The organism is Streptomyces sp. NPDC048352 (assembly GCF_040651895.1).
Lineage (GTDB): Bacteria > Actinomycetota > Actinomycetes > Streptomycetales > Streptomycetaceae > Streptomyces.
In genome coordinates, this window is record NZ_JBEZKZ010000025.1 from 1 (window position 1) to 17,510 (window position 17,510).

Consider the following 17,510-nt stretch of genomic DNA (forward strand, 5'->3'; position numbering starts at 1 on the left):
CGAACTTCGGCATCTCCCCCACCGTCGTCGACAGGTCGATCATCGCGAACGCCGCAAGCGCACGGGCGACCAGTCGCCACCGGCCCCTTCGGCCCGCACCTCGTTGTCGGCCGGCCGCGCCGACGGGTCAGTGGCTGCGGGGTGCGTACATGATCACGGCCATCCCGGCGAGGCACACCAGGGCGCCGATCACGTCGTAGCGGTCGGGGCGGTAGCCGTCGGCGACCATGCCCCAGGCGATCGACCCGGCCACGAAGATCCCCCCGTACGCGGCGAGGATGCGGCCGAAGTGGTCATCGGACTGGAAGGTCGCCACGACGCCGTACAGGCCCAGCGCGATGACGCCGGCGCCGATCCAGATCCATCCCTTGTGCTCGCGGACGCCCTGCCACACCAGCCAGGCCCCGCCGATCTCGAAGAGTGCGGCGACGGTGAACAGGGCGACGGAGCGAGCGACGGTCATACCGGCCGACCCTACCGGCGGCCGGCGGGTGTGATCGCGCCCGGACCCGTACCCGGGGAAGCGTGCGGCCTCTGACATCGTGGGAGCCATGCGAGCAGAAGGAACGACACCGGGCGGCCTCACGCTCCTGGGGGAGGCGGCATGCCGCTACCAGGCGGGGGAGGTGTGGCCGGAGGACCTGCCGATGATCGCGGCCGAGGCCCTCGCGGCCGGGCTGGACACCCCGACGCTGTGCGAACTCGCCGGCCGGCCTCGCCACGACGACGCCCGCGACCTGCGCGACGCGTTCGAGCAAGCCCTTTCCGAGTCGGGGATCCGGTTGCCGGGCCGGGGCCGGGCCCGGCGCCACGCCCTGCGCCGGGCGGCGGCGAGGCTCCTCGACGGTGACGTGACGGCCGCCGACCTGGCGACGGGCGACTGGGCGGAAACGGCGGCCGAGACCGCGGCGGAGCAGTCGTTCGTGGCGCTGCTCCCGCCCTGCGCGTGCTGCATCGCGTACACGTTGGGGCTCGACCAGACGGCGTGGGAGGTCCGGCTGCGGGCCGCCGCTCTCGCCCTGACGTCGTCCCCGCCGACCGCCCCCGGATGCTGAACCCTTTCTGCGGACCGGCGTCCGCGCGACCGCGCCCGGCGGGCTCGCCGAACAGGCCACCGCCGTCCTGCGGGAGTTCGGGCCCGTGCGTGCCGGGTCACCGGCAGCCGACTTCGCCGTGGTCGACCTCGGGGACGCCGAGGGATGGGTCGTCACCGGGCATCACGCCGACGTCCTCACCCACGTCGGCCCCGACGAGCCCCACGAGCCGTCGCAGATCGCCGTCGGGCTGTGGGGGCGGTCCAAGCGCCATCGCGACGGCACCGCACTGCGCGTCGTCCACGTCGAGGACAAGCGGGCCCCGGCGGACCGGGCGTGAGCCGCGCCCCCGTCAGCGCCGGGCGTTGAGCCGGGCGGCCTGGCGCGTCAGGTGGTCGCGCTCGGCGAGGTTGGGGGCCTTGTGGGCCGCCTCGGCGTACAGCCGTGCCGCCGTCTCCAGGTCGCCGTCGCGTTCGTGGAGGTACGCGGCCACCGCGGCGTGGCGGGGCAGCGAGGCGTCCAGGCCCGCGAGCGCCGCCAGTCCGGCGCGCGGCCCCTCGGCCTCACCGACGGCGACCGCGCGGTTGAGCCGTACGACGGGGCTGTCGGTCAGGCGCGCGAGCTCGTCGTACCACTCCGCGATCTGCGCCCAGTCCGTCTCGCCGGCGGTGGGCGCGTCGGCGTGCAGGGCCGCGATGGCGGCCTGGGCCTGGAACTCGCCCAGCCGGTCGCGGGCGAGGGCCCCCTGGAGGATCCCGACGCCCTCGGTGATCAGCGCCGTGTCCCACCGGCCGCGGTCCTGCTCGGCGAGCGGCACCAGGCTGCCGTCGGGCGCGGTCCGGGCGGTGCGCCGGGCGTGGTGGAGCAGCATGAGGGCGAGCAGCCCGGCCGCCTCGGGGTGGTCGACGGCGGCCGCGAGCTGCCGGGTGAGCCGGATGGCCTCGGCGGCGAGGTCGACGTCACCCGAGTAGCCCTCGTTGAAGACCAGGTACAGGACGCGCAGCACGGTGGCGACGTCGCCGGGCCGGTCGAGGCGCACGCCGGAGACGGTGCGCTTGGCACGGCTGATGCGCTGCGCCATGGTCGCCTCGGGGACCAGGTAGGCCTGGGCGATCTGACGCGTGGTGAGCCCGCCGACGGCGCGCAGGGTGAGCGCGACCGCCGACGCCGGGGTCAGCGACGGGTGGGCGCACAGGAAGTAGAGCTGGAGGGTGTCGTCCACCGCGGACGCCGGCCCGGGCGCGGGCTCCTCCTCGACGCGGCCCTCACGCCGGTGGCGGGCGGCGTCGGCGCGCGTGGCGTCGAGGAACCTGCGCCAGGCCACGGTGACGAGCCAGCCCCTGGCATCGCGCGGCGGGGCGTCCGGCCAGACCCGCAGCGCCTCGATCAGCGCGTCCTGTACGGCGTCCTCGGCCGCGGCGAAGTCGGCTCCGCGGCGGACGAGGACGGTGAGCACGCCGGGGGTGAGGCTCCTGAGCAGGCCCTCGTCCATCGGTGACGTCACTCCGTGATGGTGGGCGGCGCGGTCAGGAACGGGCGCACCTCCAGCCACTCGTGGATCGGCTTGCCGCCGGCCCCGGGCGCGGCCGACAGTTCCCCGGCCAGCTCGACGGCCCGTTCGTAGCCGTCGACGTCGATGATCATCCAGCCGGCGATGAGGTCCTTGGTCTCGGCGAACGGTCCGTCGGTGACCGGCGGGCGGCCCTCGCCGTCGTAGCGGACCCACGCCCCCTCGGGGGCGAGCGCCTGGCCGTCGACGAACTCGCCGGTCTTCTCCAGCCGGGCCGCGAAGTCGTTCATGTACTGGATGTGGTCCGAGATCTCCTGCGGGCTCCACTGGTCCATCGGCACGTCGTTGACCGCCGCCGGAGCGCCGCGGTAGTGCTTCAGCAGCAGGTACTTGGCCATGGTGGTTCTCCTCGGTGCAGTGCGCCCATTGTGGCGCGTTCACCCCGGGGACGGAGCCGGACGCGGGTTCTCGACATCGCCGCCCGATATTTTTTTTCCGGGCTCGCCGGGACGGGGGGACGGCCCGGGCCGTCCCCCCCTTGTGCCGGTTGTCAGAGCCGTGGCCCAGGATGAACGGCATGATCCAGACGCTTCCGCTGGCCCTGCCCGGCACCCTGGTGGACCACCACCGCATCGACCTGACCGCGCTCTACTCCAAGGGCTGGGGCCTGCACTTCTTCGACGCCGCCTGTTCGCCGGGCGGCGAGGTCTACGCCCTGTACGGCGTCTACCGCCACCACCACGGGGTCGCCGACGACGAGGACCCGCGGAAGGCGAACTTCGGGTACCGGATCATCAACCGGTACTCGGCGGAAGGCGAGGTCATGGCCAGTGCCGCGTTCCGCACGGGCGGTGCGGCCGAGGGGGGCTCGACCGTGGCCGACGGCGGGGACATCGGCCTGTGCGTCCTGCCCGACGGGGTGCTCGCCCTCACCGCGACCCCCAACAGGACCACCCTCGTCGCACCCGACCTGAGCCGCGTCCTGGCCGTCTACGACTCCAAGGACGGGCGCCCCTTCAAGGAGTTCACGCCGGGCGAGGGCGACCCCTTCGCCGGCTCCCTCAGCGTCACGCCCTCGGGCCGGCTGCTGTGCACCGTTGCCGAGTACGGCGTGTGGAGGTACGGCAACGTCATCACCAACCTCGTCGGCGTGGCCGACGGCGCCCTGACCGCCGACTCCAAGCCGGCCATCAAAGTCCTCGCCTCGCTCGACCCCGAACCGGCACACCAGAGCGCCGTCGACCTCCAACCGCACGCCACCCACCGCGGCGCCCCCGTCGGCATGACGAACCGGCCCCGCCCGGCACTGACCGAGCTCGTCGCCGCAGAGGACCGCCCCTCCGACTGGTGCCGCTCCCGCCTCGGCCGTCCCGTACCGCTCTCCGACAGCCTCTTCGTCGTCCCCTTCCACGCCCGGACGTACCGGAGCGGCAGCCGGGGCCAGCCCTTCGTCTTCGCCCTCGTCGACGACCGGGGCGAGATCACCGGACGGCTCCACGGCCTCCACGCGTGGCGCGACTCGCCCTTCACCGGCATGTGCTTCGACCTCGCCGCCGACCCGTACCGCGGCCACGTCTTCCACCTCAACCGCTACGGCCTCTACGCCTGGAACGCGGCAGGAGTGCTCCGCGCCAAGCTGGACACCGAGACCAGGACGTTCAAGCCGCTGACCCACTTCACCCTCGGAGCCTGCGCCCCCAACGGCGACCTGCTGCTGGTCCACACCAAGCAGCACCTGATCCTGCGCGTCCCCGCTCCCGACGACCTCACCGCCCTCGCGGACGCCGTCGAGGACGCCCTGCGCGCCTACGCCCGCCGGCGCACGGCCCTGAAGAAGCAGTGGGAACCGGTGAACTGGCACTGGACGCAGAGCACCGCGCCGCTCCACCGCATCTGACCACGGGCCCTTGGGGAGTGGGGCCGCGCACACCGCCGGGCGCGGCCCGGCCCGGCCGCGGAGACCGGGTCGCAGGCCGTTGCCGCGCGGCGCGGGGGCGCCGGCTCAGTCCGTCAGTTCGATCCGGGCCAGTGTCTGGCCGACCGCGTACTCCGCTGCCGCTTCGACCCGGTCGACCACGCGTCCGGTGTGCCGCGCTTCCACGTCCTCGATGGACTTCGAGGATTCCACGGAGAAGATCACCTCACCCGCCGCGACCATGCCGCCCTCCGGCACCAGCCATTCGAGGAGGTAGTAGACGTCGTCGTTGGCGGTGATCTGTTCGAGGACGACCGGGGCCAGCCGGGCCGGTGCGGCCGTGTTCTCGGGGTGGTTCACGATGTCTCCAGTTCTCGGGCGAGGCGGGTTTCGATGTCGGCGGCCGAGATCACGACCTGGCTCTCCAGAGCCCTCGCGGCGGGGATGACCGACGCGGCGGAGGAGAGCAGGACAGGAGCCCTGCGGATGGTTCCCCACAGGTACGTCGCCAACTGGGCCGCGACGGCGCTGGCCCAGCCGGCCGGGCCCGGGCCGTCGTCCACCACGGACACGAGGCTGCCCGGGGCGACGAAGCCCACGATCGGTTCCAGATCGAACGGGAACAGCCGCGAGGGAACGAAGAGCTGCACGGCCACGCCCGTGGCGGCCAGCGCCCGGGCGGCCTCGAGGGAGCGGGTGAGGGTCCCGCCCGTGCAGAACACGGTCACGTCCGCGGCGGCCCCTTCCCCGGCGCCCACCAGCAGGCGCATCCACTGTGACCGGCCGAACGGACCGCTCACCCCGATGCCGGATCCCGCACCGGGGACGAGCGGATGCCGGCCGTACAGGTCCTTGGGCTCGAAGAGCACGCTGGGGCGGCCGAGCCCGATCGCCGTGGCGAGCTGCTCGGCCGGATCGTGCACCGGGCTCAACTCGAAGAGGTGGAGATCGGGGACCCCGAGGAAGTGCCGCTGCGGCGACTGGCTGTGCGTCGCGCCGTAGCCGCGCCCGGCTCCCACCGGACAGCGTACGACCAGGTGGACCGGGAGCGTCCTGCCGTACATCGACACGAGCTTGCTCGACATGTTGACGATCTGGTCGAACGCGAGGGTCATGAAATCGCCGAACATGATCTCGACGATCGCCTTCTCGCCGGTGAGGGCCAGTCCGTTGGCGAGGCCGACGATCGCCGCCTCACTGATCGGGGTGCCGAACACCCGCGACGGGTACGCCGTCGAAAGACCTGCGGTGATCTTGAACGCGCCGCCGTAGGGGTCGACGACGTCCTCACCGAGCACGAAGACCGCATCGTCCTCGGCCATCAGCCGGTGCAGTCCGCCGTTGAGTATGCGGCCCAGCCGCGCACGGGGGGTCATTCGCTGTACTCCCAACACGAGGGCTCCATCGCCAGTACGTCCTCGACGACCCGGTCCATCCGTTCGCGCTGGCGGCGCTCGGCTGCCGCGAAGGACTCGTCGTGCGGTACGCCGTACACCGCGTACCAGTCGGTCGCGGCGGCCCGGGCCCGCCACTCGGCGTCGCGGGTGTCGTCGCCCTTGCTGTGCGGACCGAGCCGCTCCGTGCGGAACTCCACCACCAGGGGCCGCCCGGACCGTACCCGCGCCACGGAACCGGCGAGTCGCGCACGGATCGCGTCGACGTCGCAGCCCTCGATCAGGACGTGTTCGATGCCGAAGGCGGCGGCACGCTGCCCGATGGACCCGGACAGGGCGGAGGATGCGGGAGTCGACTGCGCGATGCCGTTGTTCTCGACGGCCAGCAGCAACGGCAGGTTCCAGAGCGCCGCGATGTTGAGGGTCTCGTAGACCACCCCCTCGCCCCAGGTGCCGTCGCCGATGAAGCAGACGCTCAGCCCGCCGGTACCGCGCTGTTTGCGGCTGAGCGCGGCCCCGGCGGCGACCGGGACGCCCGAACCCTGCACACCGGTCGACATGAAGCCCGGCCGGTAGAGGTGCTGCGATCCGCCGACTCCGCGGCAGACGCCCCCGTCCTTGCCCAGGATCTCGGCGAGGAGGCCGTGCGGGTCGTCGTAGCGGGCGAGGTAGTGGCCGTGCCCCCGGTGGTTGCTGAACACGTCCGCGTCGGGCACCAGATCGAGCAGGGCCACGGGAATGTGCTCCTGTCCCAGGCACGTGTGGGTCGTACCCGGTACCTTGCCGGCGGCGAACAGCTCCAGCAGCTTCTCCTCGAAGACCCGGATGGCCAGCATCCGTTCCACGTCCCGCAGTTCCGGCGCCGTCATGCCGTGCGCTCCGGGGTCCGGGCGGGGCCGGAGGGCAGCACGCCGAGTTCGGCGAACCGGGCGCCCAGCCGGCGTGCCACGAGATCGTGGCCCCTCGGGTCGAAGTGGACCTGCTCCCGCTCCGGCGGTTCGAGGAAGTGCTCCGCGTCCGCCTCGCCGAAGAGCTCGGTGCCGTCGATGTAGTGGAGCCGCGGGTCCCCGCGGTCGAGCAGCCAGTCCATCGCGTTGCGTATCTCGCTGCGCAGCCGCTTGTGCGTGAGCCTGGACGGACCAGGTTTGGCCTCCCAGGCCGGAGCGTACGTCGGCGAGATCACGACGACGGGGACGTCGGGCTGCCGGTCCCGGATCAGCGACACGAAGCCGACGACCGCGCCGTGCAGGGTCTCCCGGTTGAGCGAGCCGTAGTAGTAGATGTTGGAACCCACGTGCAACGAGATCAGTTCGCTCGGCATCCCCGCCACCAGGCGGCCGAACATGGGCTGGAGGTGGCAGGTGCCGCCCATGCTGACCGAGGTCAGGTCGAGCCCCTCCGCGAGGGCCAGCTGGGCGGGGAAGGTCCGGCTGGGCGAGACCGCTCCACGGCCCTGCGATATGGAGCATCCGTAATGGGTCCAGGCGGGGAGCCGCGACTCGTCCGCCAGCAGCACGCTGCCCGGAGCGAGCCGGATGCGGCCTATCCGCATCTGCGCGTAGACCGGCAGCCAGAACTCCACCAGTTTCCGTCCGCGGGGCAGGCCGGTGACGGTGAACAGGGCGCGGTCCGTCTGCCGCTCCAGGAGCACCGTCTCGAACCGCTCACCGTCGCAGAAGACGTCCAGCCACGGCAGTTCGGGGGGAGCGGGGTCGTAGGTCGGCGGGGTCAGGGCGTACTCGACCTCCACGCTCTCGCTGTCCGTCACGAAACCGAAGCGCACGCCCGAGGTCATCGCCGCCCGTCCGGTGCCGCCCAACGGGAAGTAGAGGTCGGTGTCCTGGTACGGCACCCGCCACGGCGCGACGAATCCGTTGGCATGTTCGAGCGAGACCACTCCGCTCCACCGTATGCCCGGATCGCTTCCGGAAACTTCCATGTTCTGAGAACTCCTTAACCGATGACAAGCGTGGTCACTGCGTAAACGCTCCGGACGCGGTCTGGCGGGCGCGGTGGCGATCCGGCTCCTGGAAGATCTCGATCACGAAGGTCCCCGGATCGATCACCGCGGAGTGCACCTGGGCATCCTCGAGCGCGAACATCTGCCCGGCCGTCCAGTCGTTCAGGACGCCGTCCACGACCAGCCGTACGCGGCCCGCGAGCACGATGCCCAGCTGCGGTCCGTGCTGGTGGGGCGGCACCGAGCCGCCCTCGGCGAAGGACCAGAGGACGACCTGGCCGTGCGGCCCCTCCATCAGCCGGCCGCAGGCGCCGGGGAAGGAGACGTCCACTTCCGGGAGCTGCTGTATCCAATCGGGGAACATCGACGACGCCCGTCCTTAGCTCGTGCCGTACCGGCCGTCGAAAGAGCGGCCGAAATTGTGATTTCCGAGATGGTGGTAGTAGTCGCCGCGCAGTTCCAGCAGATCGGAGAGCAGCCGCGGGTCCCGCCGTGCGAAACCGGCGGCCATCTCCTCCGCGGACATGGCTTCCAGACGGGCCTTCGCGGCACCGGAGTCGACGATGTCCGCGGGGTCCACCGCGGAAAGGGCCGCGAGTACCGCCGTGGACGCCGCGACGTCGTCCGCATACTCGGGAAGACTCATGACGAACAGCAGCGGGACCATGTGCTGGAAGAGCGTGAGGAGGTCCGAGTGCCCTTCGATCCTTCGCGTGACCGCCTGTGTCACCGCCGCGCTGAATTCGTCCGCGCGGTCAAGTCCGAAAAAGGCCCCGAGGCCGTGCTCGATGATCTCGGCGGCGCTGACCGGCGGAATGAAATCCCCGGTGTACACCTCACGTGCCCGAACGATATCGGAAACCTGTTCGCTGTCCAGCACGGGAGCCAGCGCGGCACGGAAGGGCTCCGTGCACAGGGCTCCGAAATTCGCTGCCCCCCGGTCCGGCAGTGAGATCCTCATCGCCTCCATCAGCGTCTTGAGGAGGTGGATCTCCGCGAATTTCCGGTGGTGCCGGGCGGGCTTCACCGGGGATCCGCCCTCCTCGTGCGGGAAGAGGACCAGGGAATTCAGTTGATGGGTGAAGAGTTCGAAGCGCTCCCGCCGCCCGACCCGGGGCCGCGGGGGCCGCCGGAGACGGATCCCCTCGACCACCGGGTGTTCGAACATCGGCCACGCGTCGTGGCCGATGAACGACCGGACACCGGTGAAGTCCGCCGCGTCGACGACGAACACCGTGGTGTCGAAGGAGGGCTGGCGGGCGCGCATCTCGGCGGCCAGGCCCTGGACCGGATGGCCCGCCGCCGGCCCTTCCACGACCGCCAGGAGGTCGAGGTCGGAGAAGAGCCGCCACGCGCCCGACGACCGTGTCACCGACGGCTCCCCGCGGGCCAGCGAGCCACCGACGTAGACGTTCGCGTCCGTGATGCCGAGGCTCTTGACGCACGCCGCGAGGGCGTCGAAGTAGCGGTCGAGAGCGCGGCTGACCTCCTCTCGGGCCGCCCGGGGGACGAACGTGCTGTTCGCGAACCAGTCGACGGTGGTGATCACCGGTCAGTCGGCCAGGATCCGGTCACGGTGGGCGGTCCACTCCAGCGAGTGCCGGATGCCCTCGACCAGGGAGTACGCCGGCTCCCAGCCGAGCAGCTCCTGCGCGCGGGCGCTCCGGGTGAAGGCGCCGGCGACGTCGCCGGGCCGCCGCTCGGTGTGCACCACGGTCAGCGGTGTTTCGATCGTGGAGTTGAAGGCCTCCAGCAGCTCGTTGACCGTGGTGCCCGTGCCGGTGCCGAGGTTGATCGCGGTGGTCCGCCGCCCCTCGCCGAGCACCGTGTCGAACGCGCGGAGCGCGGCGAGGTGGGCGGTCGCCAGGTCCCAGACGTGGATGTAGTCCCGGATCCCGGAACCGTCGCGCGTCGGGTAGTCCGTGCCCGTGACCTTGAAGGGGGTGCTCTCCTCCAGGGCCTCGATCATCTTGCCGAGCGCGTGCGAGGGGCGGCGCAGCTGGAGGCCCGTACGCATCTTCGGGTCCGCGCCGACCGGGTTGAAGTAGCGGAGGGAGAGGATGCGGATGTCCTGGGTGGCCGCGATGTCCGCGAACATGGTTTCGCAGATCGCCTTGGTGCGGGCGTACGGGCTCTGCGGGTCGATGCCGGAGTTCTCGTCCACGGAGAAGTCGGGGCCCGGCTCGTAGAACGAGGCGGAGGAGCTGAAGATGAGGCGGCCGCACCCGTTGCGCAGGAGGTGCGAGACGAAGGCCAGGCTCTTCGAGACGTTCGCCTCGTAGTAGCCCACGGGGTTGCTGACCGAATCGGGGACGACGATCAGGGCGGCGCAGTGGATGACCGCCTCGATCTCCGGGTGTTCGGCGAAGATGGTGTCGACGAGGGCGCCGTCCGCGATATCGCCCTCGAAGAAGGTCCGGCCTTCGGTGAATTCGCGCCGGCCGGTGACCAGGCTGTCCAGAATGACCGGTGTGATGCCCGCGTCGATACAGGCGGACGCGATCGTACTGCCGATGAATCCAGCCCCACCCGAAATGAGAACCTTCACAGAAGTTCCTTCCTGAGACTCAGGCCGAGGTGCAGTCGGCCGACAACGTTTTCGATGGTCTTCGCATCAGTGGCGAATGCCAAGCGCACGAATGATTTTTCCGCCCCGAAAAATGTGCCGGGCAGGCCCACGATACCGCATCGGCGGAAGAGTTCTTCGCAAGCGTCGGAGCCATGGCGAAGATTATCCCACCGCAACCAGAGGAAATAGGTGGCCGCTGGCTGATGGAATTTCAGCTGTGGTGCTTCCGAGGACAGGACCTCGCAAATCCGGTCACGCGCCTGCCGTATGGTGCGGCGGGTCCGGACCAGCCAGGGACTGTCTTCCTGGTATGCCGCCCGTAGAGCCGCCTGCTGGAGGGCGCGGGCGGTCGGCATCCGCATGGCGAGATCTCTTCTGGCCCGGTTTATGAGATCCGTGTCGTGGGAGAAGGCGAAGCTCCCCCCTATTCCGGCCATGTTGTGCGACTTTGTTGCGCCGGAGAACGTCACCGTCCGCTCCGCGGTCGATTCCGAGAGGCTCGAAATCGGCAGGTGGGGCCGGTCCAGCATGGTGCGCGAATGCAGTTCGTTGCTGAATATGCGGAGGTTCTCGCGTTCGGCGAGATCGGCGATCCACTCCAGCTCGGACCGGGTGAAGGCGTGTCCCGTCGGGTTGTGCGGGTTGCAGAGGTAGATCGCCTCCGTCCGCCCCGTCACGGCGTCGGCCAGCGACTCGGGGGTCCAGCGCCCGGCCTCGTGATCGTGGGGAACCCCGACGGGCACGCAGCCGGCGTCCTCGATCGCCCGGGTGATCCCGTGGTAGGACGGCGCGAAGTACAGGACCTCGTCCCCGGGTTCCAACAGGTGGGCGAACAGGGCCGCGGAGTGCGAAACGGTGCCCGTCGAGAGCCAGAACGCCTCCGCCGGCACCTCCAGCCCGTGGGCGCGCCGGTAGTAGTCCGCGAGCGTCGCGGCGACCCCGCTCGTCGTGTAGGGCGGCGGGTATCCGACGGGCTCCGTCAGCCGTTCGGCGATCGCCTCCGCGATCAGGGGGTCGAGGGAGAGGTCCATGTCGGCGGCCGACATGGCGATCAGTCCGGTACCCCGGGCGGCGGACTCGGCCCACCGGGCCGAGAACCGTGTCGTGGTCATCGGCCGGCTTCCCGGCAGACCCGGCTCACGGCCGACATGTCCAGATCACCGAGGCCGGCCGAGACGGCTTCCGCCAGCCGGCCGCCCGCCGCGGAAGCCAGCGGGAGCGACAGACCGGACCGGCGGGCCAGGGAGGTGGCGTAACCGAGGTCCTTGGCCATCAGGGCCAGCCGGCAGCCGACGTCCGTGTGGTCGTCGTCCAGCATGGCCCGGCCCTTGCCGGACGCGACGCCACCGGCCCAGCCGAACTCCGACAGGATCTCCAGCGCCTGGGCGGGGTCAAGCCCGAGGCGCTCCGCCGTCGCGAACGCCTCACCGAGGGCGACGAGGATGGATCCCGCGAGCATGTTGTTGACCAGCTTGAACCGGCCGCCGGCCCCTGTGGGACCCAGCCGGAAGACCTGCTCCGTGAACGCCGAGAGCAGCGGCCGGGCGGATTCGATCGTGTCGGGCGAACCACCGGCGAACATGACCAGAGTGCCGTCCGAGGCCCGGGCGGTGCTCCCGGTCACCGGGGCGTCCAGCGGCGCCAGCGAGCGCTCGGCGCAGGCAGCGGCCCAGGCCGTGGTCCACGGCTCCGACAGCGTCGAGCACTCGACGGCCAGGGCCCCGGGCGGCGCACCGGCCAGAGCGCCGTCCGCGCCGAGCCACACCGAGCGGCTCGCCTCGTCGTCGGTCACCATGCTGACCACCGCGCGCGCACCCCGTGCTGCTTCGCGGGGGGTCGCGCAGAGGGTGGTGCCGGGCCCGGCCAGTCCTTCCAGACGGGCGCGCGTCCGGTTGTGGAGCCGGATGCGGAAGCCTGCGCGCCGGATGTGCGGGATGATCCGGGACGCCATCAGGCCGGCCCCCAGAACGGTGACGACGTCCCCCGGAGCGAGGGGGAGCGCGGGACCGGTCTCCGGTCCGGACGGGTTATGCGGCACCGCGTTCTCCCGTTCGCGTGCGGCGGGTGGGCTCGTAGAGGCACCAGAGCATGGTGGGGCGGAAGATGTGGTGGACGACCAGTCCCGGGGCCTGCCGGACCACGTCGAGGGAGCCGACGCAGCCGTCCGCCCGGCCGTCCGAGGCCCACTGGACGGCGGTGGGCTTGGCGTTGACGTACAGGTGGCTGGCCAGGGGGGCGAACCGGTTGGCGAAAGCGGCCGTGGCGGGGTGGATGGCGAGCGTCCGGGCCTCCTCCGGCGTGCTGGCGGTGGCCGGATTGGTGGCGACGCACATGACTTTGGTGTTGTTCTCCCAGGCAGCCACGAGACGCATCCGGCCGAACGTCCGGAAGTGCATGTCGACCCAGCTGTCGGTGACGTCCCCGCCCTTGCGCTCCAGGAATCCGGCGGCCACCAGGACGTAGGAGTTCTCGGTCTGGCCGAACCGCATGGCGCCGCCGAAGGACTCGGCGAGGACGACCTTCTCGAAGAACCGGCTCGCCTCGGCCTGGGCGTCGGTTCCGGCGGGCCCCAGGGTGGCCACCACGGCCGACTTCGGTGCGATGTCCGGAGGCAGCCCCGCCAGCGAGTCGGAGGGGGCGGCCGGCACGCGGGTCATTCCGTCGCTCCCCAGGTCACGGGCAGTGCCCTGAGGCCGCGCACGACCTCGCCGGTCAGCCAGTCGAGCTCTTCGGGCCGCACGGCGAGCCGCAGGTCCGGGAACCGCTCGACGAGGGCCTCGATCGTGACCCGCATCTCCAGGCGGGCGAGCTGGGCGCCCACACAGTGGTGGGCCCCGTGCCCGAACCCGAGGTGCGGGTTCTTCCCGCGCCCGAAGTCGAGCTCGCCGGGATTCTCGAAGACGCGCTCGTCGTGGTTTCCGGACCCCATGGCGGGCAGCACGGCCTCGCCCGCCCTGACGGTGACGCCGCCGAGCTCGACGTCCTCCGTGGCCACCCGGACCTTGCCCCCCGCGGTCCCGATGGGGATGTAGCGCAGCAGTTCCTCCACGGCCGCCGGGATGAGCGTGCGGTCCGCGCACAGCGCCCGGTACTTGTCGGGCCGGGTGAGCAGGACGTAGACCGCCCCGGTGAGGAAGTCGGTGGGGGTGCCGGTTCCTCCGGCGAGGAGGGCGACGCCCAGGTTGAGGAGCTCGTCGTCGGAGAGGCGGCCCTGCGCCGCCGCCTCGGCGTAGACGCTCAGCAGGTCGTCGCCGGGCTCTCTGCGCTTCTCCTCGATCAGCTCGCCGATGAACCGTTCGATGGCGGAGCGCCGGTCGGCCAGGGCGTCGAGCGGTGCCTGCCAGGACCGCAGGTCGCTCAGCAGCCGCTCGAAATACGCGCGCTCCCCGGCCGGTACGCCGAGCATCTCGCAGATCATGATGCGTGGCAGCGGCCGGGAGACCGTGGCGATGAAGTCGGCCGGACCGCCCGCAGCCCGGAGGTCGTCCAGCAGCCCGGCCGTCACTTCGCCGGTGCGGTCGGCGAGGTCACGGATGCGGCGTGCGGTGAACGCCCCGGCCGCCACGCGCTTGACCCGCGTGTGGTCGGGCGCGTCCAGGGCCGAGATCGAGCCTGCCGGGAGGGACTCGGACGACAGGCTCGGCCGGCCCGGTTCGTTGGCCAGTGCGCGGGAGAAGCGCGGGTCCGCGAGGACGGTGCGGATGTCGTCGTAGCGGGTGGCCAGCCACACCTCGCCGCCCACGGGCATCTCCACCCGGACCAGCTTGCCCTCGGCCCGGATCGCGGCGATCTCCGGTTCCAGCTCGAGGCGGTGCTCCTTCCCGAAGGGGTACCGCGGGACGACGGCTGTCTCGTTCTCCATCAAGCTTCCTCTTCGCTCGGGTTCTTGTCGCCGACGCGCGGGTCGGTCCTCGGGGGGTGCCCGGATCTTCTGCGGATGCGGCTTCGGGCGGGGCGCGGTGCGGCGCAGTGCGGCGCGGTGCGGCGCGCTGCGGCGCGGCGGTCAGCGGCCGGGGCCCGGCAGCCGTACGGGCCGCCCGCGCAGCATGACGAACGAGGGGGCGGCCAGGGCGCCGACATCGGCCGTCGGGTCCCGGTCGACGGCGATCAGGTCCGCCGAGAGCCCCTCGCGGATGCTGCCGGTCCGGTCCGCGATGCCCAGGGCGGCCGCGGCCACGGAGGTGGCCGAGCGGATGACCTCCCGCGGGGTGAGCCCGGCGTCGCGCAGGATCTCCAGTCCGGTCGCGAGGTCGTCATGGGGGATGTGCTCGATGCCCGCGTCCGTGCCGGCCACCACGGCGACGCCCGCCCGGTGCAGGGCGGCGATGTGCTCGGCCCGTGGGCCCCACGGCAGCCTGCCGTGCGGGTTGCGGGCGTTCCTGTTCACCGTCGGGCAGACGGACACGCCCTGGGCCGCCATCCGTTCGGCGACCCGCGGATCGAACTCCAGGCCGCCGCCGGCCCCCACCCAGCTGCAGTGCTCGACCGTGTCCACGCCCGCGGCCACGGCCATGGCGATGCCCGCGGTGCCGTGGGCGTGGGCGGCCACGCGCAGGCCCAGTTCCTTCGCCCGGTGCACGACGGCCCTCAGCGCGTCCTCGTCGAACTGCGGCGCCCCGGGGGTCGTCCCGGCGGTCAGGAACCCGCCCGTTGCCATGATCTTGATGAGGTCGGCGCCCTCGGCGTGGTTGCGGTCCACTTCGGCGAGGAGGCCGTCGCGGTCCTCGCAGGCGCCGCCCATGTACCAGCAGTGTCCGCCGGGAGTGGTGATCGGGCGGCCCGCCGCGAGGACCCGCGGTCCCGGGGCCGTGCCCGCCGCGAGCAGCTCGCGTACGCGCATCCCCGTCGCCCCGCGCGAGCCGAGGTCGCGGACCGTCGTGATGCCGGCTTCCAGACAGCGGCCGGCCGCGGAGAGCATGAGGGCGGTCAGCTCCTCGTCGTCGGCTCCGGTCATCGTCTCCACCGGCGCCGGTCCGCCGTCGAACCCCAGGTGGACGTGGGCGTCGATCAGGCCGGGCAACAGGCTGCGGGCCCCGAGGTCCAGTACCTCGGCGCTCTCGTGGACGGACTCGGCGAGGTCGGCGCGCCGTCCCGCCCACGTGATGAGCCCGTCCTCCACGACGACGGCCGCGGCGCGGACGACACCGTCGCCGACGGCGTCCACCAAACGGTCCGCGAGGATCAGTCGTCGTGTCATGCGGTGGTCTCCAGAGCGGTGAGCGGCGGTGTGATCGCGGTGGGGGTCACGGGCGCGCTCACCGCAGGGTGCCGAAGTGGGAGGCGATGACGGCGGCGGTCTCCGGGCTGGTGAGGAACTCCGCCCCGGTCAAGGTGGTCGGGTGGATCCGGGCCGTCGTCGGCCACTGCCGGTTCGGTGTGCTCCACGGGTCCGGGCTCGCGACGATGCACACGTCGGCCGGCACGTCGCCGAGCGGGGCGTCCGCGGCGGCCAGCAGGTAGCCCAGCCAGGCGGTGTACCGGGCGACGAGGTCGTCCGTCAGGGCCGTGCCCGCAGTGTCGTCCTCGGCGGCGGCCGCCAGGTCGTCCGACAGGACCGACCCGATGTACCGCACCGCGGCGACGGGGTCCTGCGGGAGCACGAGGTCCGCCGGGGGACGACCGGGCGGCCGCCCGGCCGCCCCGATGGACCGGCGGATGCCCGCCAGGTCGTCCAGGACCTGCCGCCGGTCGGGGAAGCGCGGGGCCAGCAGCAGGACCGGCACCCGCGTCCCCTCGTGGGCGAGCTCCCCGGCGATGAGCAGGGCGAGCGGGGCACCGCTGCAGTACCCGACCAGCACGGAGGGCGTGGGGTCCAGGGCGGCGATCAACCGGGCGTACTCCCCGGCCAGTTCGCCCAGCGGCAGCCAGCCGCGGCTGTCGCTGAGGTCGGCGACCGGATCGGCCCGCAGGACCGACCGGTCCGCGAGCGCGGTGGTCACCAGGTCACCGGCGGACGGCTGGCCGCTGAACTTGATGAAGTCGACGACGACGGCGTGGTCGGCGGGACCCGACCGCAGAGTCGTCAGACTCACCAGCGGGCGGGCTGTCTCATCGAATCGCATGCTCTTCCTTCTTGAGGCGGGACGACCGGCCTGCCGTCGCCGTCACCGGCCAGCCGCGAAAACCCGATCGGAACTCAGCCTAGGAACCGGCTGCTGCCCCGGGCAGAAGGCGGAAGGCAACCCGGAGGGAAGCGAGGGCCCCCTCCGTCTGCCCTTTCGGCCCCGGCCCGGCTGCCCCGCCGACACCGGGGAGGACGCGGCCTAGATGTAGCCCTCGCGCAGCGCGTAGGCCACCGCGTGGGCGCGGTTGCGCAGCTGGTACCGGGTCGTCACGGTGTGCAGGATGTTCTTGACCGTCCGCTCCGAGTACGCGAGCTTCACCGCTATCTCGCCGGTGTCCATGCCGTCGGCCACCAGCCGCAGGACGTCGACCTCGCGCGGCACCATGCCCATCGAGACCGAGGCGGTCGCCCGGTCCCCGGGTTCGCCGCTCTGAAGCCGTCCCATGTGGCCGATCAGCTTGCCCAGGAGATCGGGCGGCAGGTCGCCGTCGCCGCGTTCCGCCGCCAGGATGGCCTGGAGCAGCCGCGCCCCCGTCGCCTCCCGCCGCCACAGGATCGTGGTGACGCCGCAGGCCACGACGTCGAGCAGCTCGGACTCCCGTATGCGGTCCAGGACCAGCACCACCCGGGCCTTCTCCGCCCGGACGAGCCGGGACAGGTTCGACAGGACGGCCTCGTCGAAGGTGTCGGCGATCAGCAGGGCGACGTCGACGCCGTCCCGCCTCAGATCGTCCACGAGCACGATCTCCGGGTACTGGCGCAGGTGGCTCATCGCTCCGGCCCGGGAGATCGGGTCCGGGGCGTGAATGGCGACCGGTACCCGGCGGGACGTACGGACGTCGTCGACGAACTGCAGCACGGTGAAGAACTCCTTTTTCCGACCTGCCCCCACCCTTCTCCATCGAGCGGCCACGGGACCATCGTGGTCGACCACGAGATCGGGACCACGAGACCGGGACCACGAGAAGGCGGCCCCAGAGCGAACGAACGGCCCCCGAGCGGACTTTGACGCGCGTGACGATCCGCTGCTAGCGTCGCCGCCCATCGTGTCCGGGGCGGCTTCG

20 protein-coding genes are annotated in these 17,510 nt (G+C 71.9%); 3 read left to right on the plus strand and 17 right to left on the minus strand.

Features of this window, described 5'->3' with window-relative positions:
* Positions 1 to 127 precede the first annotated feature (127 nt).
* Complete coding sequence (locus tag AB0D45_RS15605) at positions 128 to 463, minus strand: YnfA family protein (RefSeq protein WP_362458901.1); 336 nt, start codon at positions 461 to 463, stop codon at positions 128 to 130.
* An 88-nt stretch (positions 464 to 551) separates the two neighbouring features.
* Here AB0D45_RS15605 and AB0D45_RS15610 point away from each other — a divergent pair, with 88 nt between their 5' ends.
* Both AB0D45_RS15610 and AB0D45_RS15615 read left to right on the plus strand, forming a co-directional pair.
* Positions 552 to 1,055 carry a hypothetical protein gene (locus AB0D45_RS15610; protein ID WP_362458903.1) on the plus strand — a complete coding sequence of 168 codons (504 nt, stop codon included), beginning with the start codon at positions 552 to 554 and terminating at the stop codon, positions 1,053 to 1,055.
* Positions 1,056 to 1,140: 85 nt separating this feature from the next.
* Complete coding sequence (locus AB0D45_RS15615; protein ID WP_362458906.1) at positions 1,141 to 1,374, plus strand: hypothetical protein; 234 nt, start codon at positions 1,141 to 1,143, stop codon at positions 1,372 to 1,374.
* 12 nt (positions 1,375 to 1,386) lie between these two features.
* On the opposite strand, the gene AB0D45_RS15620 is transcribed toward AB0D45_RS15615, so the two are convergent.
* A complete protein-coding gene (locus tag AB0D45_RS15620) occupies positions 1,387 to 2,526 on the minus strand; it encodes a DUF6596 domain-containing protein (RefSeq protein ID WP_362459089.1) in 1,140 nt (379 codons plus the stop codon).
* An 8-nt stretch (positions 2,527 to 2,534) separates the two neighbouring features.
* Positions 2,535 to 2,942, minus strand: a complete 408-nt coding sequence (locus AB0D45_RS15625) for a YciI family protein (protein ID WP_361596161.1) — start codon at positions 2,940 to 2,942, stop codon at positions 2,535 to 2,537.
* 179 nt (positions 2,943 to 3,121) lie between these two features.
* Between AB0D45_RS15625 and AB0D45_RS15630 the strand changes: the two genes are divergently transcribed.
* Positions 3,122 to 4,441 carry a hypothetical protein gene (locus AB0D45_RS15630; RefSeq protein WP_362458910.1) on the plus strand — a complete coding sequence of 440 codons (1,320 nt, stop codon included), beginning with the start codon at positions 3,122 to 3,124 and terminating at the stop codon, positions 4,439 to 4,441.
* Positions 4,442 to 4,546: 105 nt separating this feature from the next.
* Here AB0D45_RS15630 and AB0D45_RS15635 read toward each other — a convergent pair whose 3' ends face one another.
* The 14 genes from AB0D45_RS15635 to AB0D45_RS15700 form a co-directional block, all read right to left on the minus strand.
* Positions 4,547 to 4,819: a lipoyl domain-containing protein gene (locus tag AB0D45_RS15635; protein ID WP_361596155.1), complete on the minus strand. Its 273-nt coding sequence runs from the start codon at positions 4,817 to 4,819 to the stop codon at positions 4,547 to 4,549.
* Positions 4,816 to 5,835 carry a transketolase C-terminal domain-containing protein gene (locus AB0D45_RS15640; RefSeq protein WP_362458913.1) on the minus strand — a complete coding sequence of 340 codons (1,020 nt, stop codon included), beginning with the start codon at positions 5,833 to 5,835 and terminating at the stop codon, positions 4,816 to 4,818. Before AB0D45_RS15640 ends, AB0D45_RS15635 begins: the two co-directional genes overlap by 4 nt.
* On the minus strand, positions 5,832 to 6,722 hold the full coding sequence (locus AB0D45_RS15645; protein ID WP_362458915.1) for a thiamine pyrophosphate-dependent dehydrogenase E1 component subunit alpha: 891 nt from the start codon (positions 6,720 to 6,722) through the stop codon (positions 5,832 to 5,834). Before AB0D45_RS15645 ends, AB0D45_RS15640 begins: the two co-directional genes overlap by 4 nt.
* Entirely contained in the window at positions 6,719 to 7,792 is a 1,074-nt protein-coding gene (locus AB0D45_RS15650) for an SGNH/GDSL hydrolase family protein (protein WP_362458918.1), read from the minus strand. Before AB0D45_RS15650 ends, AB0D45_RS15645 begins: the two co-directional genes overlap by 4 nt.
* Positions 7,793 to 7,826: 34 nt before the next feature.
* Positions 7,827 to 8,177: a hypothetical protein gene (locus AB0D45_RS15655; protein WP_361596143.1), complete on the minus strand. Its 351-nt coding sequence runs from the start codon at positions 8,175 to 8,177 to the stop codon at positions 7,827 to 7,829.
* Between the two features lie 15 nt (positions 8,178 to 8,192).
* The gene (locus AB0D45_RS15660; protein WP_362458921.1) at positions 8,193 to 9,362 is read right to left on the minus strand and encodes a hypothetical protein; all 1,170 of its coding nucleotides are present in this window, start codon (positions 9,360 to 9,362) and stop codon (positions 8,193 to 8,195) included.
* Between the two features lie 3 nt (positions 9,363 to 9,365).
* Positions 9,366 to 10,361, minus strand: coding sequence for a UDP-glucose 4-epimerase GalE (gene galE, locus AB0D45_RS15665; protein WP_362458924.1), 996 nt, complete (start codon positions 10,359 to 10,361; stop codon positions 9,366 to 9,368).
* Positions 10,358 to 11,494, minus strand: coding sequence for a pyridoxal phosphate-dependent aminotransferase (locus AB0D45_RS15670; protein WP_361596134.1), 1,137 nt, complete (start codon positions 11,492 to 11,494; stop codon positions 10,358 to 10,360). Before AB0D45_RS15670 ends, galE begins: the two co-directional genes overlap by 4 nt.
* Positions 11,491 to 12,420: an NAD(P)-dependent oxidoreductase gene (locus AB0D45_RS15675; RefSeq protein WP_362458927.1), complete on the minus strand. Its 930-nt coding sequence runs from the start codon at positions 12,418 to 12,420 to the stop codon at positions 11,491 to 11,493. Before AB0D45_RS15675 ends, AB0D45_RS15670 begins: the two co-directional genes overlap by 4 nt.
* On the minus strand, positions 12,410 to 13,039 hold the full coding sequence (locus AB0D45_RS15680; protein ID WP_361596128.1) for a hypothetical protein: 630 nt from the start codon (positions 13,037 to 13,039) through the stop codon (positions 12,410 to 12,412). The genes AB0D45_RS15675 and AB0D45_RS15680 overlap by 11 nt, the downstream gene beginning before the upstream one ends.
* On the minus strand, positions 13,036 to 14,244 hold the full coding sequence (locus AB0D45_RS15685) for a cytochrome P450 (RefSeq protein ID WP_362458930.1): 1,209 nt from the start codon (positions 14,242 to 14,244) through the stop codon (positions 13,036 to 13,038). The genes AB0D45_RS15680 and AB0D45_RS15685 overlap by 4 nt, the downstream gene beginning before the upstream one ends.
* Before the next feature lie 141 nt (positions 14,245 to 14,385).
* On the minus strand, positions 14,386 to 15,579 hold the full coding sequence (locus AB0D45_RS15690) for an amidohydrolase family protein (RefSeq protein WP_362458933.1): 1,194 nt from the start codon (positions 15,577 to 15,579) through the stop codon (positions 14,386 to 14,388).
* Positions 15,580 to 15,637: 58 nt separating this feature from the next.
* A complete protein-coding gene (locus tag AB0D45_RS15695; RefSeq protein WP_362458936.1) occupies positions 15,638 to 16,444 on the minus strand; it encodes a hypothetical protein in 807 nt (268 codons plus the stop codon).
* Positions 16,445 to 16,645: 201 nt separating this feature from the next.
* Complete coding sequence (locus AB0D45_RS15700; RefSeq protein ID WP_362458939.1) at positions 16,646 to 17,305, minus strand: LuxR C-terminal-related transcriptional regulator; 660 nt, start codon at positions 17,303 to 17,305, stop codon at positions 16,646 to 16,648.
* Between the last annotated feature and the right edge of the window lie 205 nt (positions 17,306 to 17,510).

Excerpts from the sequence above, each read along its gene's own strand:
- AB0D45_RS15605 (WP_362458901.1), bottom strand. The coding sequence starts at position 463 with ATGACCGTCGCTCGCTCCGTCGCCCTGTTCACCGTCGCCGCACTCTTC.
- AB0D45_RS15610 (WP_362458903.1), top strand. The coding sequence starts at position 552 with ATGCGAGCAGAAGGAACGACACCGGGCGGCCTCACGCTCCTGGGGGAG.
- AB0D45_RS15620 (WP_362459089.1), bottom strand. The coding sequence starts at position 2,526 with ATGGACGAGGGCCTGCTCAGGAGCCTCACCCCCGGCGTGCTCACCGTC.
- AB0D45_RS15625 (WP_361596161.1), bottom strand. The coding sequence starts at position 2,942 with ATGGCCAAGTACCTGCTGCTGAAGCACTACCGCGGCGCTCCGGCGGCG.
- AB0D45_RS15630 (WP_362458910.1), top strand. The coding sequence starts at position 3,122 with ATGATCCAGACGCTTCCGCTGGCCCTGCCCGGCACCCTGGTGGACCAC.
- AB0D45_RS15640 (WP_362458913.1), bottom strand. The coding sequence starts at position 5,835 with ATGACCCCCCGTGCGCGGCTGGGCCGCATACTCAACGGCGGACTGCAC.
- AB0D45_RS15645 (WP_362458915.1), bottom strand. The coding sequence starts at position 6,722 with ATGACGGCGCCGGAACTGCGGGACGTGGAACGGATGCTGGCCATCCGG.
- AB0D45_RS15650 (WP_362458918.1), bottom strand. The coding sequence starts at position 7,792 with ATGGAAGTTTCCGGAAGCGATCCGGGCATACGGTGGAGCGGAGTGGTC.
- AB0D45_RS15655 (WP_361596143.1), bottom strand. The coding sequence starts at position 8,177 with ATGTTCCCCGATTGGATACAGCAGCTCCCGGAAGTGGACGTCTCCTTC.
- AB0D45_RS15670 (WP_361596134.1), bottom strand. The coding sequence starts at position 11,494 with ATGACCACGACACGGTTCTCGGCCCGGTGGGCCGAGTCCGCCGCCCGG.
- AB0D45_RS15680 (WP_361596128.1), bottom strand. The coding sequence starts at position 13,039 with ATGACCCGCGTGCCGGCCGCCCCCTCCGACTCGCTGGCGGGGCTGCCT.
- AB0D45_RS15685 (WP_362458930.1), bottom strand. The coding sequence starts at position 14,244 with ATGGAGAACGAGACAGCCGTCGTCCCGCGGTACCCCTTCGGGAAGGAG.
- AB0D45_RS15690 (WP_362458933.1), bottom strand. The coding sequence starts at position 15,579 with ATGACACGACGACTGATCCTCGCGGACCGTTTGGTGGACGCCGTCGGC.
- AB0D45_RS15695 (WP_362458936.1), bottom strand. The coding sequence starts at position 16,444 with ATGCGATTCGATGAGACAGCCCGCCCGCTGGTGAGTCTGACGACTCTG.